Source organism: Nonomuraea polychroma (assembly GCF_004011505.1).
GTDB lineage: Bacteria > Actinomycetota > Actinomycetes > Streptosporangiales > Streptosporangiaceae > Nonomuraea > Nonomuraea polychroma.
The window spans coordinates 9,024,212-9,049,884 of the sequence record NZ_SAUN01000001.1 but is presented as its reverse complement, the minus strand read 5'-3'; the positions used below and the strand labels follow the sequence as shown (position 1 = coordinate 9,049,884).

28 protein-coding genes are annotated in these 25,673 nt (G+C 69.4%); 12 read left to right on the top strand and 16 right to left on the bottom strand.

What is annotated here, in order from left to right:
• Positions 1-202: 202 nt before the first annotated feature.
• Positions 203-1,546: a hypothetical protein gene (locus EDD27_RS41590; RefSeq protein ID WP_127937290.1), complete on the bottom strand. Its 1,344-nt coding sequence runs from the start codon at positions 1,544-1,546 to the stop codon at positions 203-205.
• Positions 1,547-1,599: 53 nt separating this feature from the next.
• On the opposite strand from EDD27_RS41590, the gene EDD27_RS41585 reads away from it, so the two are divergent.
• Complete coding sequence (locus EDD27_RS41585; protein WP_127937289.1) at positions 1,600-2,502, top strand: DUF1349 domain-containing protein; 903 nt, start codon at positions 1,600-1,602, stop codon at positions 2,500-2,502.
• Here EDD27_RS41585 and EDD27_RS41580 read toward each other — a convergent pair.
• On the bottom strand, positions 2,474-2,995 hold the full coding sequence (locus EDD27_RS41580; RefSeq protein ID WP_164904019.1) for a gamma carbonic anhydrase family protein: 522 nt from the start codon (positions 2,993-2,995) through the stop codon (positions 2,474-2,476). The two genes, EDD27_RS41585 and EDD27_RS41580, sit on opposite strands and share 29 nt — an antisense overlap.
• A gap of 150 nt (positions 2,996-3,145) precedes the next feature.
• On the opposite strand from EDD27_RS41580, the gene EDD27_RS41575 reads away from it, so the two are divergent.
• Complete coding sequence (locus tag EDD27_RS41575) at positions 3,146-4,129, top strand: coiled-coil domain-containing protein (RefSeq protein WP_127937287.1); 984 nt, start codon at positions 3,146-3,148, stop codon at positions 4,127-4,129.
• Positions 4,130-4,503: 374 nt separating this feature from the next.
• On the opposite strand, the gene EDD27_RS41570 is transcribed toward EDD27_RS41575, so the two are convergent.
• The 4 genes from EDD27_RS41570 to EDD27_RS41555 form a co-directional block, all read right to left on the bottom strand.
• Positions 4,504-4,935 carry an ASCH domain-containing protein gene (locus EDD27_RS41570; protein WP_127937285.1) on the bottom strand — a complete coding sequence of 144 codons (432 nt, stop codon included), beginning with the start codon at positions 4,933-4,935 and terminating at the stop codon, positions 4,504-4,506.
• Between the two features lie 155 nt (positions 4,936-5,090).
• Positions 5,091-5,333: a hypothetical protein gene (locus EDD27_RS41565; protein ID WP_127937283.1), complete on the bottom strand. Its 243-nt coding sequence runs from the start codon at positions 5,331-5,333 to the stop codon at positions 5,091-5,093.
• A 122-nt stretch (positions 5,334-5,455) separates the two neighbouring features.
• A complete protein-coding gene (locus EDD27_RS41560; RefSeq protein WP_127937281.1) occupies positions 5,456-6,208 on the bottom strand; it encodes a GntR family transcriptional regulator in 753 nt (250 codons plus the stop codon).
• A gap of 153 nt (positions 6,209-6,361) precedes the next feature.
• Positions 6,362-6,904, bottom strand: a complete 543-nt coding sequence (locus tag EDD27_RS41555) for a VanZ family protein (RefSeq protein ID WP_127937279.1) — start codon at positions 6,902-6,904, stop codon at positions 6,362-6,364.
• A 139-nt stretch (positions 6,905-7,043) separates the two neighbouring features.
• Here EDD27_RS41555 and EDD27_RS41550 point away from each other — a divergent pair, with 139 nt between their 5' ends.
• The 4 genes from EDD27_RS41550 to kynU all read left to right on the top strand — a co-directional run bounded on the left by EDD27_RS41550 (position 7,044) and on the right by kynU (position 10,922).
• Positions 7,044-8,453 carry an aldehyde dehydrogenase family protein gene (locus EDD27_RS41550; RefSeq protein ID WP_206641881.1) on the top strand — a complete coding sequence of 470 codons (1,410 nt, stop codon included), beginning with the start codon at positions 7,044-7,046 and terminating at the stop codon, positions 8,451-8,453.
• Positions 8,446-9,243 carry a 2-keto-4-pentenoate hydratase gene (locus EDD27_RS41545; protein WP_127937275.1) on the top strand — a complete coding sequence of 266 codons (798 nt, stop codon included), beginning with the start codon at positions 8,446-8,448 and terminating at the stop codon, positions 9,241-9,243. Before EDD27_RS41550 ends, EDD27_RS41545 begins: the two co-directional genes overlap by 8 nt.
• 11 nt (positions 9,244-9,254) lie before the next feature.
• On the top strand, positions 9,255-9,659 hold the full coding sequence (locus EDD27_RS41540; RefSeq protein ID WP_127937273.1) for a RidA family protein: 405 nt from the start codon (positions 9,255-9,257) through the stop codon (positions 9,657-9,659).
• Between the two features lie 66 nt (positions 9,660-9,725).
• Positions 9,726-10,922: a kynureninase gene (kynU, locus tag EDD27_RS41535; RefSeq protein WP_127937271.1), complete on the top strand. Its 1,197-nt coding sequence runs from the start codon at positions 9,726-9,728 to the stop codon at positions 10,920-10,922.
• Here the strand turns inward: kynU and EDD27_RS41530 are convergent.
• Positions 10,919-11,962, bottom strand: coding sequence for a DUF2293 domain-containing protein (locus tag EDD27_RS41530; protein WP_127937269.1), 1,044 nt, complete (start codon positions 11,960-11,962; stop codon positions 10,919-10,921). The genes kynU and EDD27_RS41530 overlap by 4 nt on opposite strands.
• Before the next feature lie 166 nt (positions 11,963-12,128).
• Here EDD27_RS41530 and EDD27_RS41525 point away from each other — a divergent pair, with 166 nt between their 5' ends.
• Positions 12,129-12,932, top strand: a complete 804-nt coding sequence (locus EDD27_RS41525) for an FKBP-type peptidyl-prolyl cis-trans isomerase (protein WP_127937267.1) — start codon at positions 12,129-12,131, stop codon at positions 12,930-12,932.
• A gap of 20 nt (positions 12,933-12,952) precedes the next feature.
• Here the strand turns inward: EDD27_RS41525 and EDD27_RS41520 are convergent, their stop codons facing one another.
• Together EDD27_RS41520 and mads6 are read right to left on the bottom strand one after the other, a co-directional pair.
• The gene (locus EDD27_RS41520; RefSeq protein WP_127937265.1) at positions 12,953-13,471 is read right to left on the bottom strand and encodes a GNAT family N-acetyltransferase; all 519 of its coding nucleotides are present in this window, start codon (positions 13,469-13,471) and stop codon (positions 12,953-12,955) included.
• Positions 13,468-14,817 carry a methylation-associated defense system protein kinase MAD6 gene (gene mads6, locus EDD27_RS41515; RefSeq protein ID WP_127937264.1) on the bottom strand — a complete coding sequence of 450 codons (1,350 nt, stop codon included), beginning with the start codon at positions 14,815-14,817 and terminating at the stop codon, positions 13,468-13,470. The genes EDD27_RS41520 and mads6 overlap by 4 nt, the downstream gene beginning before the upstream one ends.
• Positions 14,818-14,878: 61 nt before the next feature.
• Here mads6 and EDD27_RS41510 point away from each other — a divergent pair, with 61 nt between their 5' ends.
• On the top strand, positions 14,879-15,496 hold the full coding sequence (locus tag EDD27_RS41510) for a type 1 glutamine amidotransferase family protein (protein WP_127937263.1): 618 nt from the start codon (positions 14,879-14,881) through the stop codon (positions 15,494-15,496).
• Positions 15,493-15,939, top strand: coding sequence for a MarR family winged helix-turn-helix transcriptional regulator (locus tag EDD27_RS41505; RefSeq protein ID WP_127937262.1), 447 nt, complete (start codon positions 15,493-15,495; stop codon positions 15,937-15,939). Before EDD27_RS41510 ends, EDD27_RS41505 begins: the two co-directional genes overlap by 4 nt.
• Before the next feature lie 286 nt (positions 15,940-16,225).
• Here EDD27_RS41505 and EDD27_RS41500 read toward each other — a convergent pair whose 3' ends face one another.
• The 3 genes from EDD27_RS41500 to EDD27_RS41490 all read right to left on the bottom strand — a co-directional run bounded on the left by EDD27_RS41500 (position 16,226) and on the right by EDD27_RS41490 (position 18,371).
• Entirely contained in the window at positions 16,226-17,104 is an 879-nt protein-coding gene (locus EDD27_RS41500; RefSeq protein WP_338324689.1) for a helix-turn-helix domain-containing protein, read from the bottom strand.
• A 181-nt stretch (positions 17,105-17,285) separates the two neighbouring features.
• Complete coding sequence (locus EDD27_RS41495) at positions 17,286-17,873, bottom strand: O-methyltransferase (RefSeq protein ID WP_127937260.1); 588 nt, start codon at positions 17,871-17,873, stop codon at positions 17,286-17,288.
• A gap of 33 nt (positions 17,874-17,906) precedes the next feature.
• Positions 17,907-18,371, bottom strand: a complete 465-nt coding sequence (locus EDD27_RS41490; RefSeq protein WP_127937259.1) for a hypothetical protein — start codon at positions 18,369-18,371, stop codon at positions 17,907-17,909.
• Between the two features lie 408 nt (positions 18,372-18,779).
• Here EDD27_RS41490 and EDD27_RS41485 point away from each other — a divergent pair, with 408 nt between their 5' ends.
• Positions 18,780-19,040 carry a hypothetical protein gene (locus EDD27_RS41485; protein WP_127937258.1) on the top strand — a complete coding sequence of 87 codons (261 nt, stop codon included), beginning with the start codon at positions 18,780-18,782 and terminating at the stop codon, positions 19,038-19,040.
• 194 nt (positions 19,041-19,234) lie between these two features.
• Positions 19,235-19,501 carry a hypothetical protein gene (locus tag EDD27_RS41480; RefSeq protein ID WP_127937257.1) on the top strand — a complete coding sequence of 89 codons (267 nt, stop codon included), beginning with the start codon at positions 19,235-19,237 and terminating at the stop codon, positions 19,499-19,501.
• 205 nt (positions 19,502-19,706) lie between these two features.
• Here the strand turns inward: EDD27_RS41480 and EDD27_RS41475 are convergent, their stop codons facing one another.
• Positions 19,707-20,132 carry a C40 family peptidase gene (locus EDD27_RS41475; protein ID WP_164904018.1) on the bottom strand — a complete coding sequence of 142 codons (426 nt, stop codon included), beginning with the start codon at positions 20,130-20,132 and terminating at the stop codon, positions 19,707-19,709.
• A gap of 547 nt (positions 20,133-20,679) precedes the next feature.
• On the opposite strand from EDD27_RS41475, the gene EDD27_RS41470 reads away from it, so the two are divergent.
• A complete protein-coding gene (locus tag EDD27_RS41470) occupies positions 20,680-21,033 on the top strand; it encodes an STAS domain-containing protein (RefSeq protein WP_127937255.1) in 354 nt (117 codons plus the stop codon).
• Positions 21,034-21,042: 9 nt separating this feature from the next.
• Here EDD27_RS41470 and EDD27_RS41465 read toward each other — a convergent pair whose 3' ends face one another.
• The 3 genes from EDD27_RS41465 to EDD27_RS41455 form a co-directional block, all read right to left on the bottom strand.
• Positions 21,043-23,217, bottom strand: coding sequence for a terpene synthase family protein (locus EDD27_RS41465; protein ID WP_127937254.1), 2,175 nt, complete (start codon positions 23,215-23,217; stop codon positions 21,043-21,045).
• 77 nt (positions 23,218-23,294) lie between these two features.
• Positions 23,295-24,704 (bottom strand): family 2B encapsulin nanocompartment shell protein, encoded by a 1,410-nt coding sequence (locus EDD27_RS41460; protein WP_127937253.1) that lies wholly within the window; start codon positions 24,702-24,704, stop codon positions 23,295-23,297.
• 27 nt (positions 24,705-24,731) lie between these two features.
• Entirely contained in the window at positions 24,732-25,673 is a 942-nt protein-coding gene (locus EDD27_RS41455) for a 4-hydroxy-3-methylbut-2-enyl diphosphate reductase (RefSeq protein WP_127937252.1), read from the bottom strand.

Here is a 25,673-nt window from a genome sequence, read left to right as displayed (position 1 = left end):
CCTTCCGCAGCCCACACCCTCTACGAGGTTACGGCGCGGGGCCCTTCCGGCGACATGGCCCATCGGAGTCATTCCTTTCCGCACCACGGGGCCCCACTGGGATCATTTCCCGAACCCGAGATCACAATTCAGCGAATTTCCTGCTACCTGGAGTGTTAGAACGATATAGCGGTGGTTAGGGTGAAATAGCGGGATAAGTGGTTTAGAAGTGTCCTGTGTCATGTTCGTGGTGATCGTCGCGCTCATGGACGATCTTCCGTACGAGTGCCGACTGCCCCGCCAGCCCGCGCTCGGGCACCCTGGCCCCGCTCACCCCGCCCCACGCGAGCCCCGTCGCGTACGCGGCCCCGAGCACCGCCGCCGCGCTCGCCCGATCCGGCGGCGCCACCTCCAGCACCGGCGCCGGCGCGGTCGACACCCCGCCGGGCCGCCCCTGCACGGGGAACCCGTCCGGCGCGGTCGTCTCCCCGGCGGAGGTCCCTGTGAGTCCCGCCCGCTGCAGCTCCTCGTATGCCATTCTGAGCCGGTGATCCAGCCGTGCGGGCAGCAGACCCCGGGAGTCCGACAGGTCGGCCAGGAACGCCGCCGTGGCCCGCGCCGGGTCCGGCGTGAAGGCCAGCGCCTCGGTCAGGTCGTAGACGGAGTGGGCGAAGTGCGCCTCGGGATCGGTCTCCACCAGCAGCGCCCGGCCCAGCCGCGCGGGGCAGCGGCCCAGCCAGGCCCGGCGCACCGCCTCGTCGCCGGGCAGCGCGTCGTCGAGCCCGGGGCGGCGCAGCAGGGGCTCGACCATGGTGAGCAGCGCGAGCGCCCGCGGTCTGAAACGGGTGTCGGACATGAGCATCTGCGCCGTGTCCGCCATGACGGCGGCGAGCCTGAGCGCCTCGCGCGCACGGCCCGCCCGCGCCCGCTCCGCCACCAGCGTGACGAGATTAAGCAGGGGCGGAGCGGGCAACCAGCGCACCCACTCGTCTCCGGGCAGCGGGCGGCACAGGTATTCGCCGAACACGGTGATCAGCCGCTCGTTGCCGTCGAAGGCGGGTGCGTACGCGCACCACATGATCGTGCCCCAGACCGCCGCCACCGTGCTCGGCACGTCGGAGGCGAAGATCTCGTCGAACGCCGTCAGCGGATAGTCCAGCTCCGACTTGCGCCCGCTCGCGCGCACCAGCACCCTGAGCCGCTCGGTCAGGCCGGCCGACACGTCGGGGCCGATGAACGCCTGTGTGGAGCCGGGCTCGGCGTGGAAGTCGGGGCCGTACGGGATCACCGCGTCCGGCAGCACGGCGGCGGCGTGCTGGCCCTTGCGGACCCGCGCGTTCCTGGGCGGCGGCGCCAGGTGCCAGCGGCCGTCGGCGGGGTCGTACAGGTGCCAGCGGGCGTGGGCGCCGAAGAGCCACCGGTCGCCATCTGGAGTCACAAGAATTCTGGCGGCCAGGACGTGGGCACGATCGGGCACGGACAGCCCTTGCCAGCGCGGGTCCGCGACCATCGCGCGGACCTCCGCCTCGGCGGCGGTGAACGCATCCCAGGGTGGCACGGGCGTCATGGTACTGGGAGCCCTCGGATCAACCATCGGCATTTCACGGCAGAATGTCCGCTATGAGGGCGAAGGTAGCAGGGACGTTGGCGGTCGCGAGCGTGCTGGCCGGTTGCGGCACGGCTACGTCGGTGCAGCCAACTCCCAGCGGTCCCGGCCTGGTCACCCTGGACAAGGTCACGCCGCCGGCGTCCGGCGGGGAGGTGGGTCAGGCCTCGACGGAGTTCTCGAACGCGAGCGATCTGTCCGTGTGGACGAAGCTGAGCGAGACCGAGAAGGACGTCGACAGGATCGCCAAGTGGGACGTGAACAAGACCGTGAAGGGCTCGATGTACCTGGAGCCCAAGACCTCGGCCTGGTTCGACGGCTTCCGCGGTCCTTTCGTGTACCAGGATCTCGCCGGCGACATCGCCATGCACGCCCGGGTCAAGGTCGAGGGCAAGAGCGGTGGCAAGCCCAAGCGGAAGTTCTCGCTCGGCGGCCTGATGGCTCGCCAGCCCGGCTCGTACGAGACCCCCAACTGGGTGTCGATCACCATCGGCACCGCGGAGAAGAGCGGGCAGGTCGAGGTGAAGTACACCAAGGACGGCAGCTCCAAGCCGAAGGAGCTGCCGGTCAAGGACGGCTGGGTGGATCTCGTCCTGGCCAGGGTCGGCCGCGTCTTCGTCGCGCTGTACAAGGAGGACGGCGGCAAGTGGAAGGTGGGTCACCGCTGGCCCTCCACGCTCCCGGACGCCCTGCAATGGGGCATCACCGCCTACACGGACTGGGACAGCTACAACACCCTCAAGAAGGACGCCGCCAAGGCCAATGCCAAGCAGGTCAGTGGCCAGCCCGATCTGAAACTGACCGTCGACTTCGTCCGGTTCCTGCGGCCGGAACTGCCGGAGTACGCCGACCCGCTCAACAACGCGTCGGTGTCGGACGAGGTCCTGATCAAAGCGATGACGCCTGCCGGTGCCTGAGCGCCTTGGCCATGTAGTTGTCCGGCGTACGGGCGAAGGACGCCCGGTCGTCGTCGGTGAGCTCGCGCACGATCTTCCCGGGCACGCCGGCGACCAGCACGCCGGACGGGATCTTCTTGCCGGGGCCGACGAGCGCTCCGGCGGCCACCAGGGTGCCCGCACCGACGCGGGCGCCGCCGAGCACGATCGCGCCGATGCCGATCAGCGCGCCCGACTCCACGTGGGCGCCATGGACCATGGCCTTGTGGCCCAGGCTCACCCGGTCCTCCAGGATGGCCGGCTCACCGGGGTCGGAGTGCAGGCAACACAGATCCTGGACGTTGCACTCCTGGCCGATCTCGATCCGCTCGTCGTCACCGCGCAGAACGGAGCCGTACCAGATGCTGGACGCCCGGCCGACCCGGACTCGTCCGACCACGGTGGCGCCGGGCGCGATGTACGCCTCGGGGTGTATGTCCGGGACTGCTCCGTTGTCCAACGCTGCTATGTACACCTGTCACATCGTATTTCCCCGCCCGGCTATGGCGTTCCGCTTGCGGACGTGGGCAGATGGCAGGAAAGTCGTTTCCTGACGTCTCGTCGTCAGACCCTCACAACCCGCGTTTTCCCCCCGCCTCACGCAAACCACCTTTAGGTAACCCCCATGATGAACCAGCACGAGAGCATTCCCGAACTGATGCAAGAGGACACCTTCGAGGTCGTGATGCGCGGCTACAACCGCCGCCAGGTCCACGACTACATGCTCCGAACCCGTAACCAGATACGGGATCTGGAAGAGCGGCTGGCACGGGCGATCGACCAGGCCGAGCAGGGCCGCATCGAGCTGGCCGAGGCCAGGCGGCGCATGGTCGAGGCGCCGCAGAGCTACGAGGACCTCAGCCCCCGGCTCGCCCAGATCCTCAAGCTCGGCGAAGAGGAGGCCGCGGCCAAGCGGTCGGACGCCGAGGCAGAGGCCGCCAGCGTGCGTGACGCGGCCAAGTCGGAGGCCGACCGGCTGTTGTCGACGTCCCGCGAGACCGCCGACAAGATCCTCACCTCCGCGCAGGCCGAGGCCGAGCGTCGCGTGCACGAGGCGACGCAGGCGGCGGAGGGCATGTTGGCCCAGGCGGGTGCGGACGCGGAGGAGCACCTCACCGCGGCCCGCGCCGAGGCCGATGAAGCGCTGCGCGAGGCGCGTGCCGAGGCGGAGCGCGTGCTGGCCGCCGCCCAGGCCGAGTCGGAGCAGCTGTTGAAGTCCGCCAACGCGCAGGCCGAGCAGCTGGTCACGGGAGCGCGTGCCGAGGCCGACTCGATGCTGGCCGCGGCGCACCAGCGTACCGCGACGCTGGACGAACAGGCGGGGCGGCGGGTCGAATACCTGACCAACACCCACACCGAGGTCGTGCGGCGGCTGACGGAGATCAGCTCGGTGCTGGGCGATCTCATGCGTAGCGAATCGGGTGCGGGGCCGCTGGTGCCCGAGCACGCCCTTCCTCCCTCGCCCCAGGAGAACGCCCTTCCTGCGGGGCAGGACGATGTGCGGGTCATCGTGGAGGCGGAGGAGGAACGTCCGCCGTCGGACGCGGCCCCGGCCGTCTCCGACGACACGGACGTGACCATCGTCCACCTGTCGGAGGCCCACAAGTAACCCACCACCGCCACCCCTCCGACCTCGCCTGGCAATCCACCCACCCGACAGCTCGCCCACGGACGGCTCTCCCGCTGGCGGCGTCCCCACCGGTGGCTCCCCACGGGTGGCTCCCCACGGGTGGCTCTCCGCCCACAGGAGGGCTCTCCCGCGGGGGTGCCTCGCACCGGTGGAGCCGCCCACGGTCGGTGCCTCCACAGGAGGCGCGCCCCACGGGCGGCTCCGCCCACAGGCGGCCATCGGCCGTGGCCGCGGGCTAGTGGGCCGCGGGCGGCGCCCTCCACCGGTGGCCCACCCCTACAGCCAGCGCCCCCAAGGGCAGCGCCGGTGGCCGGGGCGGACGGCGATGCCTGCTCGGGCTCGGTGGCCACGCGTCAGGTGATGGACGACAGGTATGCCTGGCCTCGTGGGGACAGGCGGTAGCCGGTCTCCAGGCTGATGGTCAGGCCGAGGGCCTTGAGCTTGCGGACGTTGAGTTTGAAGCGGGCGAGGTCCTGCCCCACCGCGGGCGCGAGGTCGGCGGCCCGCACCCCGGGCCGTTCGGCGATCAGCCGCAGCGTGCGCACGGCCCACGGCCCCATCCGGGTCAGGCGCGCGGTGAGCGCGGCCCGGTCCGGGTAGCCGGCCGCCCTGGCCTCCTCGTCCGTGCAGTCCTCGACGATCTCCACCGAGGTGACCTCGGCCAGCAGGCCGTATCCCATGCGATAGCGCCCGCCCACCGTGACCTGGGCGCGCTTCCAGCGCCTGAAGGCCAGGGTGATCGGCCCGTCCCGCACGCCTTCACGCAGCCGCCGTTCGAACAGCATGCCTATGACTGTACGGAGCGGAAGCCCCCGCCCCCGATAGGGTCGGAGGCTTCCGCGTTCGTGGCCCCTCCTCGTGGTGGCCCGGTGCCGGGGCCGCCGAGACGCTGGACCCGGCACCGGGCTGCTCGTGTGCGCCCGCCGCGGAACGGCGGACGTCAAGGGGGCGCTGGACCGGGTCCCCACCGGTGCGGCTCGCCGGCCCGTCGCTCCTGCTCCCGGAGCCGGTCACGCAGTCCGTCCGGGTCGTCCGCGTCGATGGTCATCGCACATCCGGCGTCGCGCTGTGCAGCACTCAGCGGATGGTGTCTCGTGGCCCACCACCGGCCCGCATCGCTCCGCCAGATGGTCCACTGGGGGTACTCCCGGGCGATCTCGGCGAGGTGCCGATCAAAGGACATCGCTGTCCACCTTCCCGGGCCCCAGGCGAGGTTGCCATCTCCCTAAAAGATGAAGGACCTCTCTAGAGATATCAATGATCGTGGTGGACAGGTCAACCTATCGCTTGACAGATCGGCTTGATTCAGGCGTCGAAGTCGTACTGGAGTACGTAAGCCGCCGAGTCCAGCACCATTTCGTTGACCTCGACGGGCAACCCGCCGGAGGTGTACGCGGTCCGCGCGATGACGATGACCGGTGTGCCGCCCGGCAGGTCGAGCAGCGCGCTCTCGCGGGGTTGCGGCATGCGGGCGCGTACCTCCTCGGTGAAGTGGGCCGGGGGGACGCCCAGATCGCTCAGCCTGGCGTAGACGCCTCCAGGACCCGTGTCGGGAAGGGTGATCGCGCTGCCCTCGACCAGGCGCGCGGGAAAGTAGGAGGTCGCCAGTTGCACCGGCCTGGTGTCGACCGAGTAGCGGCGTCGCCGCACCCATACCTCGGGGCTCTCGAGAATGCTCGCCACCTCCTCTGTGGCGTGCTCGAGCCCGACCTCGACGTGATCCACGGTGAACGGCCGGCCACGGGTGTCGGCGTCCCAGATGGCCTGGCCCTGACCCCACTGCTCCCGTGAGAGCCGGCGTGAACCGTGCCTGCGTATCGGTTTGAACAGCCGCACGTAAACCCCCGAACCTCGTTTGGGCACCGCCAGCCCTTCGTTGATCAGTACGGCAAGCGCCTGCCTGGCGGTGGCTCGTGCGATTGCGTATTCGGCCATCAGAGCGTTCTCGCCCGGTAGCCGGTCCCCGTCGCGCAACTCGCCGGCGAGGATCCGGGCGCGGAGACCGTCGGCGATGCGGCGATAGATAGGGGGCTCTTGGGGTACCGGGGATTCAGACAACTTTGATCACCCTCTGTCACCAACCAGGTTGTGGCGTCTCCAGAGAACTTGCCCCGTCTTGTCCACGATCGCACAGATACTGAGGTTGGTCCCGGGCTTCTTTTGAGCGGATCGTGCCCATGTGGTGAATTCCGCCCGGGTTATAGCGGACCGTTACTGTGGAACGGCCCCAGCCGGTATTCGGGTGGCCCACCAGCGGCGAGTAACCAGTGCGAAGATCACGGCGCCTGCGGTGTTGAGGACGACGTCGTCGATGGAGGAGAAACGACCCAGCCTCAGCCCGTACTGGAGGAGCTCGACGAGGACCGAAAATGCCGCGGAGACCGCCGCAATCCGGCCGAGAGAGGCCATTGCGGGGGTGCGTACCGGCAACAGCGCCCCCAGGGCGGCGAACACCAGCAGATTGCCTCCGACCTGCACCAAGACGGTCTCCCACGAGGCGGTGGCGACGTCCGCGAGGTCCATGAACGGGACGAGTCCGACTCCGCGGGCGCCGTCGGACGGCGTGAGGATCATCCAAATCCACGGCGCGGTGCCGACCACGATGCCGATGTCCGCGATCGACGTACGCAGAGGCGCCGGATGGCCGGCGCGAGCGCGGTGACGGGAGAGAAGCAAGATTGCTAGCAAGGCCAAGGGGAGTGCAAACGTACCAGCAATAATGACGTTTCCCCACAATTCCCACGTCCGCGTCATCCGACCATGATGGCCAGCGCTCTAGGGGTACCGGAAGATGTCCTTCTGGACAGGTCTTCGCAGCACCTTTTGCGCCGTGGTCGAGGGAGACGATGCCAAGAAAGCCTTCTCACCGAGAGCGACAGTGGAGGAGGGCGTTGTGCTGACCCATTTCATCGGCGGCGAGCCGGTGGTCGCGGGCAAGGCATTCCCGGTGCACAACCCGGTGACAGGCACGGTGATCAGGCAGGTCTGCGAGGCCGATCCGGAGGTCGTCGATCGGGCGGTCCGCGCGGCCAGGGAGGCGGCGCCCGGCTGGGCGGCACTGCCCGTGGCCGAACGGGCCGGGTGGATGCGGCGCCTGGCCGAGGGCATCGAGGACCGCTTCGACGCACTGGTGGCGGCGGAGATCGCCGACACCGGCAAGCCGCTCGACCAGACCCGCACGCTGGACATCCCGCGCGGCATCGCGAACTTCCGCGCGTTCGCCGAGATCGCCGCCCAGCGCCCCGACGACGCCTTCCACCTGTCGGGGGTGCTCAGCTACACCGTGCGCCGGCCCCTGGGCGTGGTCGCGGCGATCGTCCCGTGGAACCTGCCGTTCCTGCTGATGACGTGGAAGCTCGCCCCCGCTCTCGTCGCCGGCAACGCCGTGGTGGTCAAGCCGTCCGAGCACACGCCGGGGACGGCCGCGGTGTTCGGCGAGATCTGCGCCGCCGTGGGGCTGCCGCCCGGCGTCGTCAACATCATCTACGGGTACGGCTCCGCCGGCCGCCTCCTCGTCGAGCACCCCGGCGTGGACGCGGTGACGTTCACCGGCTCCACCGGGACGGGCTCGGCGATCATGAGGGCCGTGGCGGACCGGGTCAAGCCGGTCTCGTTCGAGCTGGGCGGCAAGAACGCCGGGCTGGTCTTCGCGGACTGCGATCTCGACCGCGCGGTCGAGGGGACGGCGAAGTCCGTCTTCACCAACGGCGGCCAGGTCTGCCTGTGCACAGAACGGCTCTACGTCCAGCGCCCGATCTTCGAGGAGTTCTGCGCCCGGCTGGCGGTCCGCGCCCTGGAGGTGGCGCCCCAGCCCATGATCTCCGCCGAACACCGCGACAAGGTGCTCTCCTACTACGCCTTGGCCCGCTCGGAGGGAGCCAAGATGCTGGCGGGGGGCGGCGTCCCGGTGTTCGGCGATCACCGGGACTCCGGTTATTTCGTCGAGCCGACAGTGGTGACAGGCTTGTCGGAGTGGTCCCGCTTCAACAGGGAGGAGATCTTCGGTCCCGTGTGTCACGTCGCACCCTTCGACACTGAGGCCGAGGCGATCGACCTGGCCAACGGCAGTGAGTACGGCCTGGCCGCCACCCTCTGGACCGGCAGCCTCGACCGCGCGCACCGGGTGGCGCAGCGGCTGGAGGCCGGGCTCGTCTGGGTCAACACCTGGTATCTCCGCGACCTGCGTACCCCGTTCGGCGGCGTGCGGCTGTCGGGTATCGGCAGGGAAGGCGGCGTCCAGTCGCTGGACTTCTACTCGGAACCCACCACGATCACGATCAAACTGGAGCAGCCCGATGCATGACGAATGGTCCCAGGCCGTCGACGCGCGTTCCCAGGCCGCCGAACGGCTGGCCGAAGCCGCGCGATCCGGCAAGCCGTGCGCGCCGATCAGGGACCTGATCGGTACGGCGGCCGACGCGTACGCCGTACAGGAGATCAACACGCGGCGGGCGCTCGGCGAGGGGCGGCGGATCGTCGGCAGGAAGATCGGCGTCACGAATCTGGAGGTGCAGCGGCAGCTCGGCATCGACCAGCCGACCTGTGCCCCGCTCTACGCGGACATGGCCTACCTCGACGGGCTGCCCATTCCGTACGGCCGGCTCCTGCAACCGCGGGCCGAGGCCGAGGTGGCGCTGGTGCTCGGCGCGGACCTGGTGGGCGGGCCTTTCACGGTGGCCGAGGTGATCAGGGCGGTGGAGTTCGTGCTGCCCGCCATCGAGATCGCGGACTCGCGCATCGACGGCTGGGACATCACGCTGGCGGACACGGTGTCCGACAACGCCTCCAGCGGGGTGTTCGTGCTGGGCAACACGCCGGTCTCGCTGATGGGGCTCGACCTGCGCGCGGCCGGGATGACGATGACCCGCGCAGGGAAGGAGGTCTCGGCCGGGTCGGGCGCCGCGTGCCTGGGCAGCCCGCTCAACGCCGCCACGTGGCTGGCGACGCGGCTGGGCCGTACGGAGCGGCCGCTGCGGGCCGGCGAGGTGGTGCTGACCGGCGCGCTCGGCGCGGTGGTCCCGGTCGAGCCCGAGGACGTGTTCGAGGCGCACATCGACGGGCTGGGATCGGTGCGGGCGGTGTTCGGCAAGTGAGGGGCAAGGGCATGCGGGTGCCCGGGAAGGCCACGCCGCGTGGCAGGTTCCCGCACGTCAAGCGGGCAGGCGACTTCCTGTACGTCTCGGGCACCAGCTGCCGCAGGCCCGACGACACGTTCGTGGGCGTCGAGGTCGACAAGTACGGAGCCACGAACCTGGACATCCGCGCCCAGACCAGGGCGGTCATCGAGAACATCGGCGACATACTCAAGGCCGCCGGCGGCTCGCTCGGCGACCTCGTGCAGATCACGGCCTACCTGGTGAACATGAACGACTTCAAGGGCTACAACGAGGTCTACGCCGAGTTCTTCGACGAGGAGGGGCCGAGCAGGACCACGGTCGCGGTGCACCAGCTGCCGCACCCGCACCTGCTCATCGAGATGCAGGCGGTTGCCTACCATCCGCAGGACTGATCCCCGGTGAGATCTGGTGCGCCCGGACGTACCAGAATGGTGTAAATCGGATACAGGAGTAATCGGGTGATAGACCGCGACCACTGTCTCGCCCTCGACGCCGGCGACCCGCTGCGTGCGTTCCGGGACGAGTTCGTGCTTCCGGAAGGCGTCGTCTACCTCGTGGGCAACTCGCTCGGCGCGTTGCCCCGCCACGCCGCCGAGCGGGTGCGGCGCGCCGTCCAGGACGAGTGGGGCGGGCAACTGGTCGGCGGCTGGAACCAGGCCGGCTGGTATGGCCAGCCGCTGACCGTCGGCGACCGGCTGGCCCCGCTGATCGGCGCGGGCCCCGGCCAGGTCGTGGTGGGCAACACGACCTCGATTGCGATCTACCAGGCGGTGGCGGCCGCGCTGCGGCTGCGTCCCGAGCGCCGGGTGATCGTCTCCGACGTCCAGAACTTCCCCACCGACCACTACATGGTGCAAGGGCTGGCCGGACTGCTCGGCGGCTACGAGATCCGCGACTTCGCGGCCGGGCGTTTCGACGACGCGGCCGTGGTGCTGCTGTCGGAGGTGGACTACCGGACCGGTGCGCGCCACGACGTGCCCTCGATCACCGCCCGCGTGCAGGAGGCCGGGGCGCTCATGGTCTGGGACCTGTGCCACAGCGTGGGCGCCATGGAGGTGGACGTGTCCGAGGCGGATTTCGCGCTCGGATGCACGTACAAGTACCTGAACGCCGGTCCCGGCGCGCCCGCGTTCCTCTACGTCAACCCGCGCCACCACGCCACCGCCGAGAACGTGTTGTCGGGCTGGCACGGGCACGCCGAGCCGTTCGCGTTCGAGCCCGATTACCGCCCGGCCGAGGGGATCAGGCGGTTCGCGGTGGGCACCCCGCATGTGTTGTCGTTCGCGGCGCTGGAGGCGGCCCTGGACGTGTGGGAGCGCGTGCCGATGGACCAGGTTCGCGCCAAGAGCATGGCGTTGACGTCGCTCTTCGTCGAGCTCGTCGGCGACGCGCTGGAGCTGGTCTCGCCTGCCGACCCCGCCGCGCGGGGCAGCCAGGTGAGCCTGCGCCACGCCGACGGCTACCCGATCATGCGGGCGCTGATCGACCGGGGCGTGCACGGGGACTTCCGGGCGCCGGACGTGCTCAGGTTCGGCTTCGCGCCGCTGTACATCCGCTACGCCGACGTCTACGACGCGGCCGTCACGCTCCGGGAGGTGCTGGATCGGGAGCTCTGGCGGGACGAGAAGTACGCCCAGCGGCTGGCCGTCACCTAAGCGCGGCGGCGGAACTCCTCCAGCTTCCCTTCGATGGCGTCCCTGATCAGGTCCCGGGCCTCCATCCGGGGCACGCCCGACATCAGCAGGCTGTCGTAGTCGGTGTCGAGGTGTCTGATGGAGGCGATCACGGCCAGCGTGATCGCGTTCTCGTCGAGCGCCTTGGCCGCCGCCGACCGGCCCACCCTGCCGCTGCCGCGCTGCCCGGCATGCTCGGCGATCTCGCGCGCCCGCGCCGGCGGGCAGCCGGGGAACAGCCGGGCGATCTCGGCCGCCATGCGGGCCTGGAACTCGACGTCCTGCTCGGCCCTGCGGACCCGATCGCGCTCACGGCGGCGCAGGCGCACCTCCTCGTCGGCCAGGCACCGTTCCTCGGCCGCGTCCAGGGCCGCCTGCTCGACCAGCAGGCCGAGGCGCTGGTAGATCTTGCGTCGCCGGTTGAACTGCATCACCACGGCCGAAAGGCCGCTCTCCTGCTTGGCGCGGCGGCTGAGCGCCGCGTTGCCGGCCGGGAGGAACACGAGATGGTCCATGTCGGCGCAGGTCAGGCAGTGCGGCTGAGCCTCCTCCATGATCAGGTAGGGGCCGGTGTCGCCGCAACCCGCGCACGTCCAGTCGTTCAGCGGGGCCACCGCCACCAGGTCGGGCGCCTTGCTCTGCCGCTCGGTGAGGCGGCGCAGCCTCGCCTCGCCGAGGTCGGGGGAGACCCAGTGGACGCGGAACGGCTCCTGGGGGTGGCGGGCGGTGAACCGCAGCTCGCGACGGTCGCGGGTGCCCGCCACGTACGGGGTGTCCACCGGCTTGAGCCCTCTGGCCAGGGCCCACTCCTTCAGCAGCGCCACCGTGGCGAGCAGGCGGTCCTCGTCCACGTCCGCCAGCTCGGCCAGCGTGGCCACCCGGCCCTGCCGCCAGGTGTCCACGTGCCTGGAGTGCAGCCAGCGCAGGCCCGTGACCACGTCGATGAACGTCACGTACTTGCGGGTGGTCAGCGCGATCTCGGCCGCGTCGGCGACTCTACGCGCCAAGTTGGGCTTGCTCACAGGGCCTCCTTCGTCGGCCCTGTGAGCATGCTGCTGTGTCTATTGGTTCGCTCGCTCCGCTCGCTCACGGCCTTAGTCTCCCGCGCCCTTTGTCGGGAGATGGCCAGACCGGAAGCTTTCCTTTTACGCATCGGGGCTAGTAATTCCTCCGGATTGGAGGATTATCGTGCGCCTGTTCTGGCCTGCCGTCCTCATGGTCGCCACCTCGTGTGGTCTGGCCGAGGAGGGCACACAGCCCGTTGTCACCGGCGCGGTCGGCAACAAGCCGGTCGTCGCCATCCCCAAGGGTGATCCGGGACGCACGTCGCGGATCACGGTGGTGTCGGTGGGGAGTGGGCGGCGTACGTTGCCTGGGGACGTGGTGCTCGCCGACGTGGACATCCGGCGCTGGTACGGCAATCAGCCGTATTCCAGCACGTACGACGCCGACCAGCCCACCACGGTGGTCTTCGACGGCAGGCAGGTGGCGGAGACCTGGCGGCGCTCGCTCATCGGCCACCCGGCGGGCAGCCGGGTCATGCTGGTCGGCCCGGCCGCCGAGGCACTGGGGCCCGACGTGCCGGCGACCGGCGTCGCACCCGCGGACCCGCTCGTGGTGGTCTTCGACATCCTGGGCGGATACCCGCCCGACGCCCGCCTGGTCGGCCGGACGCTGCCGGTCGTCCCCGCCGACCTCACGCCCGCCGCGCCGCCCCGCATGCTCATCGACGGCTCCGGGCGGGAGATCGTGGCCGGCGCGAAGGTGGTCGTCCAATACGTGGCCGCGTCCTGGCCGTCCCGCATGGTCGTGGACTCCTCCTACCGGCGGGGCGGACCGGTCGCGTACCCGCTGAGGCACGGGGCGGTGCCTCAGTCCTGGCTCAACGCGCTGGTCGGGCAGCGGGTCGGCTGCCGCATGGCGGTGCCGTCCCCGGGTGAGCAGCCCCGGCTGTACGTCATCGACGTCCTGGACACCATCACCCAGGTGTAGCCCGGTGGGCGAGTGAGCACTCAGAGCTCGCCGTCGAGGTCGGCGCGGACGATGCCGTAGAGCACGCCGTCGTGCCACCTCCCCGCGCGGAACCCGGACCCGCGCAGCACGCCCTCGCGGGTGAACCCGGCCTTCTCCAGCGCCCGCTGCTCGGAGAGGTTGCCGATCTCGGTGGCGGCCTCGATTCTGTTGACGGTCGAGTGATCGAACAGGTAACGCACGATCAGCTTCTGTGCCTCGGTGCCGTAGCCCTTGCCGCGGAATTCCGGTGCCACGATCAGCCCCATCGACCAGGAGAAACTGGCCCGGCTGGTGATCTGCTTGCGCCACGAGACGAAGCCGGCCCGGTCGTCGTCCTTCGTGATGATCAGCATGCCGCCCTCGTCGCCGACCAGGCCGTCGTCCTCCCAGCGCCGGCGCAGGCGGTGCGGGTTCTGCCAGCCGTACCACTGGTGGATGCCGGTGTGGTCGGGGTCGCTGGTGAGCTTGTAGAGGAAGGGCAGGTCGTCCTCGTCGACGGCACGGAGCTTGATGGTCATGATCCGGACACTATGCGACGCATCAGGCGTCTGAGCCGTGACTCCTGGGCGGGCGGGGCCTGCAGGGCGTGCAGCGCCTCCGCGGCGGCGGGCCGCTTGGCGGGGGAGTGGTCGAGCATGCGCCGCACCACCTCGGGGACGTCAGGGCCGCCCTGGGCGTCGGCGCTCGTCGGCAACTCCCCGGTGAGCAACTGGTAGGCGATCGCTCCGGCCGCGTACACGTCGGACGCGGTCGTCATCCTGTCGGGCCGCGCCTGGCACTCCGGCGCCACGTAATGCGCGTCCAGCACATTGCCGAGCTCGTGGGCGACGGTGTAGTTGCGCGGCCCCGGCTTGGCGTAGTCGAATCCGGTCAGCACCGCGTGCCCGTCGTCGGTGACCAGCACGCAGGCAGGCGTGAGCGCCCGGTGCACGACGCCGTTGGCGTGCGCGTGCGCCAGCCCGCGCAGCAGGTCCTGGATCACGCCCATCCGGGCGCCCCGGCCCAGCGACAGGTGCAGCGCCTGCCCGTGCACGTCATCGAGCACCAGCACGAACCGGCTCTCGTCGTCGATGGCGAAGAAGTCGCGCGAGCGCACCACGCACGGATGCGGGGGGATCCTGGCCAGCGTCTGGTAAGCATTGGCGATGCGCTGCCGCTCGGCCGCCCTCGCCTCCTGATCGGCCAGAGGATCGGCCTGGTAGACGCGGAGCAGCACGGTCTCGCTGCCCGGTAGCGTCACGTTGAACGCCCGGTATTCGGTGACCTTGGTGTCGCCGCCGAGCTGCTCCTCCACCTCCCAGTTGCCGAACCTGGGCGGTGCGGTGCTGCGGCGCACGGTCTGGTTGAGCGCGTCGAGAATCGCGGTCATGTACGGCCGCGCGTCCGGGCTGCACCCGCGCCTGACCCGCGAGGCGTCGCTCAGCGTCGCCAGGAGGCCGGGCAGGGTCGTGACGTTGACCGCGTCGCGCCCGGCCGGATCGATCAGCTCGGCGTCCGGCGAGGTGAGCACGACCAGGCTGTCGACGTAGACGCGTTCGAGCTGGGTGGCCTTGGACACCAACAGGCCCTTCAGCGCCTTGGCCGTGCCCCGCAGCTTGGCCACAGGAGAGCCGAACGCCTCCCTGCGCGGCGGGAACCACCGCGTGCCCGACACCTCGATCCGCCCTCGGGTGCCCTTGACGTCGACGACCACCAGCGAGTGGCCGGTCAGCACGAGCAGGTCGACCTCGAAGACGTCGGGGCCGCGCGGGACCTCGATGTTGTGCAGCAGCAGCCAGTCGGAGGGTGCGTGGTCGCGCAGATACGCGATGACGCGCCGCTCGGCGTCATTGACCGGATGTCCTCCGCCGACGATCTCTGCCATGGGCCCTATCCTCGCACGCAATCCTATTGACAGCATGCTGTCGAAATGACAAGATACTGTCATGAAGGAAATCGTTCACCACGCTGTTTACGACACGCTCGCCGACTGGGAGACCGGTCACGCCACCGCGCATCTGCGCAGCGGGCGCTTCCGGCGCGAGCCCGGCGCCTATGAGATCGTCACCGTGGGCCTGACCACAGACCCCGTCGTCAGCATGGGCGGGCTGCGCATCACCCCCGACCTCGCGCTCGACCAGCTGTCTCCGGCCGACAGTGCGCTGCTGATCCTGCCGGGGGCCGATCTGTGGGACGCGGGGGAGGAGCTGGCGCCGTTCGCACGCAAGGCCCGCGAGTTCCTGGAGGCCGGCGTGCCGGTCGCGGCCATCTGCGGCGCCACGGCCGGGCTGGCCAGGGAAGGGCTGCTGGACGAGCGCGAGCACACCAGCGCCGTCGTGCAATACCTGGAGGCGCAGGAGGGCTACGCCGGCGCCAAACGTTACCTGGACCAGGACGCGGTGCTCGACGGCGACCTCATCACGGCCGGGCCCACGGAGCCTGTCGCGTTCGCCAGGGAGATCTTCCGGCGGCTGGACATCTACCGGCCCGAGGTGCTGGACGCCTGGTTCCGGCTCTTCAGCAGGAGTGATGCCTCCGCCTACGAGGTGTTGATGGCGGCATGAGCGAGACGTCGGAATTGCTGTCCGGCCTGGCGCTGGGGGCGTTCCGGCTCAACGGCCAGTTCCTCCAGATCGCGGAGGGGCTGGCCAGGCCCGCGGGGATCACACCGGCGTGGTGGCAGGTGCTCGGCGCGGTCCTGCGCGAGCCCCTGCCGGTGGCCGGGATCGCCAGGGTCATGGGGATGACCAGGCAAGGGGTGCAGCGCATCGCGGACCTGCTGGTGGAGCGGGGGCTGGCCGAATACCGCCCCAACCCGGCGCACCGCCGCGCCAAGCTGCTCCAGCCGACGGCGGCCGGCCGGGAGGCGATCGCCAAGATCGCCCCCGGGCACCAAGAGCTCGCCGACCGTCTGGTGGGTGAGCTGGGGCTGGACCAGGCGAGGCAATGCCTGGAGGCCCTCCACCGCCTCTCGGCCGCTCTGGACCACTTCACCGACCACCCCTGACCCACCCACCCCCAGGAGGAGGGCGCCGTCGCCCGTCCCCGGCCCAGTGCTTGCGGCGCACCCGCCCGGCGTGGTGGGCGGCCGCGACCAGCGTCCCGGCCCAGCGGCCGGTGGTTCGTCGATGGGGGTGACCGGTCATCGCCCGTCGGCCTGGCCTGACGGGTGGCCGTGAGCTGCCGGGCCAGTCGGTGTCCAGGCGTGTGCCACTGGCCGGGCCGGGGTCGCGTCGTAGGGCGACGGCGCGGGTCGTGAGCCGGCGGGGGTGTAGGGGCGGCGTGCGGCAGGTCTACAACTTCTCGATGAGCTGATCCAGCAAGGTCGGGGTTTCGGCCGGGGGTGCGGCGTGGATGCCGAGCTCGTTCAGCAGATGGCGGTAGTGCCGGACGTCGCTCTCCCTGGTCAGGTATTGGGCGCCGGTGAGGTGTTCGAGGTAGACGACGTCGTCCAGCTCCTTCTGCGCGAAACGCAGCATGGTGACGGGCCCGACGCCGCCGATGGCGCTGCCCGCGGCGAACGGGAAGATCTGCAGGGTGATGTGCGGCTGCTCGGCCATCCGGGCGAGGTGCTCGAACTGCGCCCGCATGATGGCCTCACTGCCGACCCGTCGGCGCAGCGCGCCTTCGTCCAGCACGACCCAGAGTTTGCGCCGCGTGGGCGGGGCGAGCATCTCCTGGCGGCGCATCCGCACCTCGACCCGGCGCTCGAGCTGCTCGGTGGAGTCGTGCTCGTGGCCCTGCGCGATGATGGCATGGGCGTAGTCCCTGGTCTGCAGCAGACCAGGGACGAACTGCACCTCATAGGTACGGATCAGCGCGGCGTCGTGCTCGAGCCCGAGGTACGGCTCGAACCAGTCGGGGATCACGTCGCGGTATTCGTGCCACCAGCTCGGTGCGTTGGCCTGCCGGACGAGGGCGAGCAGGCTCGCGCGCTCGGCGTCGTCGGTCACGCCGTAGAGGGTGAGCAGGTCGGCCACGTCACGTGCCTTGAAGCTGGTGCGCCCGGACTCCATGCGGCTGATCTTGGAATGCGAGCCGCGGATGGCGTAGCCGGCGTCCTCGCGAGTGATGCCGCGCGCTTCGCGGAGCCGGCGCAGCTGCGCGCCGATGAGGAGCCTCAGCGTGGTCGGCCCGGATTGGAGCGAATCGCTATCGAATATTTCGGTCATGTCGCCCATATCGCGGACACCCCGTATCTATGCTCCTAAATCCGGCAGTTCTCCACGGTTCTCGCCCTGGCATAATCCTGCCATGTCGGCCGACGCCTGTGCCCTATTTCCTGAAGTGGGGAATGTGCTGGCTTTTCCGCACATTTCGAGGTAGATCCAGGCCAACCGCGCCGCCGTACGGCTACCGCGCAGTCGCCAGGATGACGCCGGAGCCGTGACCGGCCAGCTCGACGGCGGCCAGCCGCTCATGCCCCAGCAACGTCCGCCGCACCGCGTCCTGCCTGCTCGCGAACTCCGCGTCCCACACCACGCCGGGCGGCGGCACCATGTCGTCGACGACAAGCACGCCGCGCGGGTTGAGCGCGGCGATCGTGAGCTCCAGCCCCACCTGCTTGCCCGCCTCGGCGTCCGCGAAGACCAGGTCGTACGTCCCCAGCTCCGGCAACAACTCCAGCGCGTCCCCGGTACGGAAGTCCACGAACCCGGGCCAGTCGCCGCCCGCCGCCAGCCCGGTAGACCCCGGATCACGCTCGATCGTGGTCACCGTCACGTCGGCGCGTGGCACCAAACCGCTCACCAGCCAGGCGAGCCCCACGCCGGCGCCGGTGCCGATCTCCAGCACACGTCCACCTCCCGGCACGCCCGCGGCCAAGGTGGCGAGCAGACGGCCGACGGCAGGTTCGCAGGAATACACGAACCCCGCCGCCCGCGCGCGTTCCAGGGCGGCGCGGACCGGCTGCGGCGTCTCGTCGTTCGTTTGGTCGTTCATGACCGAATTTCTATCGCGGCACCGTTCCGGGCGTCACCGCAGTTTCCTGCGGGGTTTGAACACCGACAGCGCCGTCGCGGTCAGCAGCATGGCGATCTGCGTGCTCAGCGCCGCGACCTGACCCCACTGGCGAGCGGGGGCGGGCTGCGCGGCGCCCGCGGTGGCCGCGGCCATACCCTCGGGGTCGAACAGGAACATGCCCACGCAGATGACGGCCACGAGCAGGACCAGCTTGATCGCCACCCAGTAGTAGCGAAACAGCCCCCAATGGCTCGCCAGGCCGAGCGTGATGCCGGTGGCCAACGCGGTGAGGCTCAGCGGTATGCCGCCCGCGAACACCAGGGTGGGCATCAGCCGATAGGCCGCGTGCGCGAGCTCCAGGTCCTTGGTCAGGGTGGCCGCCGTATTCAGCGCGACCAGCCCCCACACCTCGCCGACCAGCGCGACCGAGACGACGATGTGGATGACCAACACTGTCTTGCGGATACGTGGCCCCATGGTCATGCCTCACCTCCGGATTCGGGAACTCCCGCCATCGTCGTGGCTTCGCCGGCGCGGGGCGTCCCCCCTCGGATGGCGCTCCAGGTACGTCGATCGGCGTACGCGGCTGCTCAAAGTTTCAGGTGATCATTGCTTATACAGCGGTGAAAGATTTCCCTGTCGATCTTGTGGTCAGCCAAATGAACGTCGATTGCCGGGTGGCGAGAGCGTGCTGAATGCCGTCCGTCGGTGATTAGCGTGAAAACCGAGTGCCAAGAAATCGAGGAGCCTCCTTGACCTCCGGGATGGCGTTCTGGGTTGCGATACCGGCTGCCTCCCGCAATTGTTATTCGCGGCACCTCACAGCCCTGCACGAACGACTATGGCGCTGGGAATTCCGCGCCGGTCCATGGAGGAAAGACAAGAATGATCGGTCGTATTCTGGCGGGCGCCGCAATCGCCGCCGCCGCCCTGGGCTTCACGGCCACCACCGCGTCCGCCGACCAGAACCCGCAGAACTCGGGTCAGGCGATCCTGAGCCAGTTCCAGGTCTTCGACGACGTCCTGAACAACGTGCTCAACAACTCGCTCAACGACTCGATCAAGAACATCGAGGTGGACTTCGTCGAGAGCGTGGCGGTGGACGAGGTCGACCTCGACGTGTTCGCCAACAACCACGGTCTGTGACCGCAACAAGGTCAGTGCCGCCTGGGTCGGCGGCACCCCACTACTGACGCTCGCCGCGTGGTGCAGGCAGGAGAGGCGATTCGCGGCCGTCCTCATGGCGGCGGCCGTCTGGCCAGAGTCACCATCCTCGCGCCCAGGCGAAGCGCGAAACGACTATGGCGCTGAATCCCGCGCCCATCCATGGAGGAAAGAAAATGATCAAGCGTATTCTGGCCGGCGCGGCCATCGCGGCCGCGGCCCTGGGCTTCACAGCCTCCGGCGCGTCCGCCGACGGGAACCCGAACAACTCGGGTCAGGCGATCCTGAGCCAGTTCCAGCTCTTCGACGACGTCCTGAACGGCGTGGCCAACAACTCGCTCAACGGGTCTCTCAGGGACATCGAGGTGGACCTCGTCGAGGACGTGACCCTCAACGAGTTCGACCTCGACGCGCTCACCAACAACGTCGGCTCCCGCCTCTGACGCTCGCAGCCTGGCGTGAGCAGGGGGATCGTCGGCGGCCGCCCCAGTGGCGGAGGCCGGCCGGCGAGTGAGCAACCCTCCTGGTGCCGAGGTGAACCGACAGAGCCCGTCGTGGGTGCTCGCGAGGCCACGGACGGCTCTTGAAGAACACCGGATGTTCGAGCGCCGTGCGGTCCAGGTCGCTCCTGGGCCGCCCGGCTCACCCTCAGACTCCCAGGTCGGCACGGCCGACGCCCGGCCTCACCACCCCCAGGAAGTGCGGCCGGTCCAGCGGGTCCACCCGCACGAGCGCCCCCGTGTACGGGGCGTGCACCATTCTCTCCCCGTCGAGCGCGATGCCGACGTGCTCCGGCCCGGGACGCCGCGGCTTGCTGTCGTAGAAGACCAGATCCCCCGGCTCTATCAGTTCTCTCGGCACCTGGATCCCGGAACTCCATTGTTCCTGCGTCGTGGATCCGATGAGCACCCCCGCCCGCGCGTAGGCGTACTCGGCGAGTCCCGAGCAGTCGAACCCCTTCGTCTTGGCGCCTCTCCCTATCCCGTATCCGGGCCCGTGCACCCCGCCACCGCCCCACGAGTACGGGACGCCGATCATTTCCAGGGCCGCGCGCAGCGCAATGCTTCCGGTCATCGACCTGCCGCTGAACGTGCAGGCGATGGCGCATGCCGACGCTATCAGTAGTCGTGTCCATCTTCCTTTCATCAGGTATTCAGCGCCCCCAGTCGATGCCCCACTTCGGTTGTCTGCTGTGTGACTTTTCTCCGTCCCTATGGGGATAAACGCCTCCGGACAAACCGCCATGAATCCGTAAATATCCAGACGGCCGGTGCCGGCCTGATATTCGCCTCTCGTCGTATATTTCGGCGCCGATTCCCCAGGTCGGGATGGAAATATCGCACCGCATCCTCGGGGTAGGACTCGGTCGAAAGGCGTGGGCGGGGCGCTGCTCGAGGAGATCCCTGGCAAACCAGGCGTTTCGCACGCGCGCGCCCGGCCCGCGCGGCGATGCGGCGTCAGCGTGCCAGAGAGGGGCGGGGCGCTCTGTCCGACTCTTCAGGATTTCTCACTAATTCGGTCATATTCTCGCGAAAATTACGTTGTGAAACGTACGTCGTGTAGCCTTAGTTGTGGCCAATCCACAACCCCCGAGGCATGCGTGTTGGGGGGTGCGAGGAGCGTGGGCGGTCTAGAAGAGCGGCTGCTTTACCAGGACGAGCAACTCAAGATCATGGTGCGCCAGAGTTCAGCGGCGCCCGAGGCCCCGGCCGTCTCGCTGATCGGCGAGATCGACGCCTCCAACAGTCGCGCGCTTGCCGGCGCTCTGGCGAGTTGCCGTCAGGGCACCTACATCGTCGTCGACACCGGGAAACTGACCTTTATCGACGTCTCGGGGCTGCGTGTGCTCGCCATGCCCACGCTGCCACCGTCGGAGCGCTGGATCCGGCTGCACAACGTCACGCCGTACCAGCGGCGACTGCTGCGCATGATGGGCTGGTACTACGAGCCCCGCGCCCACCACCTGCCCATTTAGCCCGAAGTCTCACCTGCCGGCGAAGGCCGTCGCGGCCGAGGTGCCCAGCCCGTTCGGTCCGCCGAGCCGCCACGGCGCGGGTTGCCTGTGCCGGAGAAGCGATGGCTCGTCGTAGCGTGCGCAGTGGCGGTGCCAATGGAGTATGCCGGTCACCAAGTTGCGCAACTCGTCCACGAACGCGTCGAGTTCCCGCCTCCCCTCGGCGTCGAGATCGAATTCGTCGCACACGATCGGCAGTTCGTGCTCGACGATGTGCTGGAACTGCCGCATCCGCGAGGTCAGCAGGTCGTTGACGACGGCGAGCGCCGTGGAGTAGTCGCAGTCGAAGAAGCTCTGCACGACCAGGATGCAGTTGTGCACCTCGCCGTCGAACTCGATCTCCTTCTGGTAGGAGAAGACGTCGTTGACCAGCAGGCCGCAGTCCATCATCGCGTTCTCCAACGCCCGCATCGGCCCGCTCGCATGAAGCTCCTCGGGGATCCCCTTGGTATGCCGTAGCCGGCACAGGTCCATCGTGAACTCGGCGCCGAAGGTCAGCCTGCGCATCTCCATGTAGTCCACCGGGTCGGGAACGTGGTGGGCCAGCTCGCCGGCCAGCTCCCACAACCACGCCGTGCACATCTTCTCCACGTCCTCGCGGAGCCTGCGGCGCGCCGCGAGCGGCATCGGCCCCGCCGTACGTCTCCACACGTCGGCCAGCCCACGCTCCATCGCGCTCGCGGGTGGAGGGGCGGGGGAGTCGTCGAGAGGCATGAACGCCGAGAGCCGGTCCACCGCGATCTTGGCGGCGGCCAGGTTGCCGGACCTGCCGAAGACGGCGGGGAAGTAGTCGTCGCCGTAGGTGCCCCAGCTCAGCCAGAACGACGCCAGGTCCAGTCCTTCCTGGGTGGCGTCGGGATGCAGGCCCGCCGCGCAGAGCGGGAAATCGAAGTCGATCAGCTTCTGCTCGTCCCACACTGCCGAGCCGACCACTCCGGGCTGGGCTTCGAGCATGCCCATCTCCCGGCACCAGGCCACGGTGTGGCGCCGGGCGGCGTCGAGGTGCGGTGAAAGCCGGAGCGGAAAGGGCACGTAGAGGTCGGGAATCTGAGAAGGCCCCACCCGCCGGTACGGAACGTGCGTGAAGTTCCGCACCCGCTTGGCCCCCAGCAGATCGACGATCGACGACATGCCCAGCGGCCGGCCGGTCCTGGCCCGCTGGTTCATGTAGCGGCTGGAGCGCAGGTGCCACTCGTGCCCGCCCGACTGCCAGTCCTGCAGCCCTTTGACGTACGCCAGCACGCCGGCCGCGGTGAGCGGGTCGATCGCGTGCTCGGCGAACATCGGCCCCAGCTCACCGAGCGCGGTGTGCTCGAACTGCTGCATCCGCGACGTGAGCAGATCGTTGACGGCGTTGGCGGCCTCCTGCGTGGTGCAGCCCAGGAACGTCTCCAGCACCAGCACCCCGTTGCTCAACTCGCCCTCGTCCCCGACCTCCCGCTGGTAGGAGAACAGGTCGTTACGCAGGTGCACGGCGTCGGCGAAGGCGTCCCTCAGCACCCGCATCGGCCGGGTCGCCGCGATCCTCGCCGGCACCTCGGCGCCCACGGCGTGCTCGACCAGCCCGGCCGACCATGGCGCACCGCCGACCTTGCGGCGCATCTCGATGTACTCGACGGGGTTGGCGATCCGGCCCTTGTTGATGTTGGCCAGCTCCCAGAGCGACTCGTCGAGCAGGTTTCTCGTACTCTCGGCGAAGCGGGTCCGCCAGTCCGGCGACATGCCGGGCACCGTGCGCACCCACAGGTCGGCGAGACCCGCCTCGACCGGGTTCTCCGGAGCCGGCATGGTCAGGTCAGCGCCCATGGGCATGAACCGGGCGAGCCTCGCGAGGTACGCCTTGCCGCCCTTCAGGTCCCCCGTACGTTTGAACACCTCCAGGAAGTGGTCGTCGAAGAAGAAGACCCACACGTACCAGTCGGTGATCAGGCACAACTCGCCGGCGCCGCAGTCGGGATGGGTGTAGGCGCACATCAGCGGATAGTCGTGGGCGTCCAGATCGGCCTCCTCCCAGACGCCCGAGCCTTCGAGCATGCCCCTGTCACGGGCCCACTGCGTCGAGTGCACGCGGGCCACGTCCAGATGTGGATTGAGCCGCGCCGGATACGGCAGGTAGAAGTCCGGCAGTTCGAACGGCTGGCTCATGGTCGCTCCTCGCGTGGATCGGTCAGCGGGCCGGCGAGCCGCGCACGGGGGCCGGTCGCCGGCCTCGGAGGCAAGGATCAGCCGTTCCTGCCGACCTCCACGTCCTCCAGGACGCCGAGCGCGTCGGGGACCAGGACGGCACACGAGTAGTAGGCGCTGACCAGGTAGGAGACGATGGCCTGCTCGTTGATGTTCATGAAGCGGACCGACAGGCTGGGCTGGTATTCGTCGGGAATGCCGGTCTGGTGCAGGCCGACGACGCCCTGGTTCTCCTGGCCGGTCCGCATGAGCAGGATCGACGTCGTGCTCGTGCCGGAGATCGGGATCTTGTTGCACGGGAAGATCGGGACACCCCGCCAGGACGGCACCCGGTGCCCGTTGACCTCGCCGGACTGCGGATAGACGCCGCGCTTGCTGCACTCCCTGCCGAAGGCGGCGATGGCCTGCGGGTGGGCCAGGAAGAACGCCGGGTCCTTCCACACGGTGGCGAGCAGGTCGTCGAGGTCGTCCGGGGTGGGCGGCCCGGAGCGGGTGCGGATGCGCTGGCTGAAGTCGGCGTTGTGGAGCAGGCCGAACTCCCGGTTGTTGACCAGCTCGTGCTCCTGGCGCTCGCGCAGGGCCTCGATCGTGAGGCGGAGCTGCTGGTCGAGCTGGCTCATCGGCTGGTTGTACAGGTCGGAGACCCGGCTGTGCACGCGCAGGACCGTCTGTGCCACGCTCAGCTCGTATTCACGCGGGCCCAGCTCATAGTCCACGAACGTGCCCGGCAACGTGGGCTCGCCGGTGTGACCCGACGCCATGTCGATGGCGGCCTCGCCGTAGTCGTTGTGCGCGTGCTCGACACTGGAGCGCCAGCTCTCGATGTGCTCGCGCAGGGCGGGCGACTGCTCGGCGATCTGCTCGAAGTCCTGCCGGGAGAGCGTCAGCACTGTGGTGGGCGTCTTGGTCCGCCAGGTGTGCTGGAATGTGCCGCCGTCTACCAAGGACTGCTCGCCGAGGTAGTCGCCGTCGGCCAAGGTGCCGAGGTGCTGCTCGTCGCCGTACGCGCCGCGCCCTATCTTGCGCACCCGCCCGTGGGCGATCAGCACGAGCCGGTCAGCCGGGCTGCCTTCGGCGACGATCTTCTCGTCGGCCTCGAACTCACGCTGGACGAAGCGGCCGGCCAGCGCTCCGAGCACCTCCATGTCGTCGAAGCCGCGCAGCATCGGCAGTTCGGTGAGCTCGGCCGGGATGACGCGCACCTCGGAACCGGTGGTGCTGAACGTGATCCGGCCGTCGCCAAGGGTGTACGTCAACCGCCGGTTGACCCGGAACACGCCGCCGGAGCACTGCACCCAGGGCAGCAGCCGCAGCAGCCACCGAGAGGTGATCTCCTGCATCTGCGGCGGCGTCTTGGTGGTGGTCGCGAGTTGCCTGGCGGCCTCGGTGCTGAGGCTGAGCTGTCCATTGCCGTTCGCCGGGGCGGTCGACGGGGTCGTTTCGGTCATCGTGCACCTGCCTGTCTCATGCTGTGCCTAGCCGGGGTTCCGAGAGGATCGGAGCTCGGGCGGGAGGGAGAATGTCAAGGTCTCTTCGGCCTGGGTGACCTGCTCGACGTCGGCGTAGCCGCGGGCGGCGAGCCAGCCGAGTAACTCCGTGACCAACCGCTCGGGGGCGGAGGCGCCGCAGCTCACGCCGACCGTGCGCACGCCGCGCAACCACCCCTCGTCCGCGTCGTCGGCCCGGTCGACCAGATAGGCCGCGTCCGCACCGGCGCCCCGCGCGACCTCCACCAGCCGTTGGGAGTTGGAGGAGTTGGCCGAGCCGACCACGATGACCAGCTCGCACTCCGGGGCGATGCTGATGATCGCCTCCTGGCGGTTCTGGCTGGCGTAGCAGATGTCGTCGCTGGGCGGGTCGGCCAGGTGCGGGAAGCGCCCGCGTAGATCGGCGACGGCCCGCATGGTCTCGTCCACGCCGAGCGTCGTCTGCGACAGCCAGCTCACCGGCCCGGAGCCGCTCGCCGTCACCTCGCCGGGCCTGGCCGGGTCGACGACGTGAATGCGGCCGGGGGCCTCGCCGAGCGTGCCCTCGACCTCTTCGTGCTCGGCGTGGCCGATGAGCAGGATCTCGTGGCCGGCCTTCGCCAGTCGCGCGGCCTCCTTGTGGACCTTGGTCACCAGCGGGCAGGTCGCGTCGATCGTACGCAGCCCGCGCCGCCGGGCCTGCTCCTTGACCGCCGGAGAGACGCCGTGGGCGGAGAAGACCACCAGCGCGCCGTCGGGGACCTCGTCCAGCTCCTCGACGAAGACCGCGCCGCGCCCGGTGAGCTCGGCGACCACGTAGGTGTTGTGAACGATCTGTTTGCGCACGTAAACGGGCGGCCCGAAACGCCTCAGCGCTTCCTCGACCGTGACGATCGCGCGTTCGACGCCCGCGCAGAAGCCGCGCGGCGCCGCGAGAAGTACCCGGCTCAT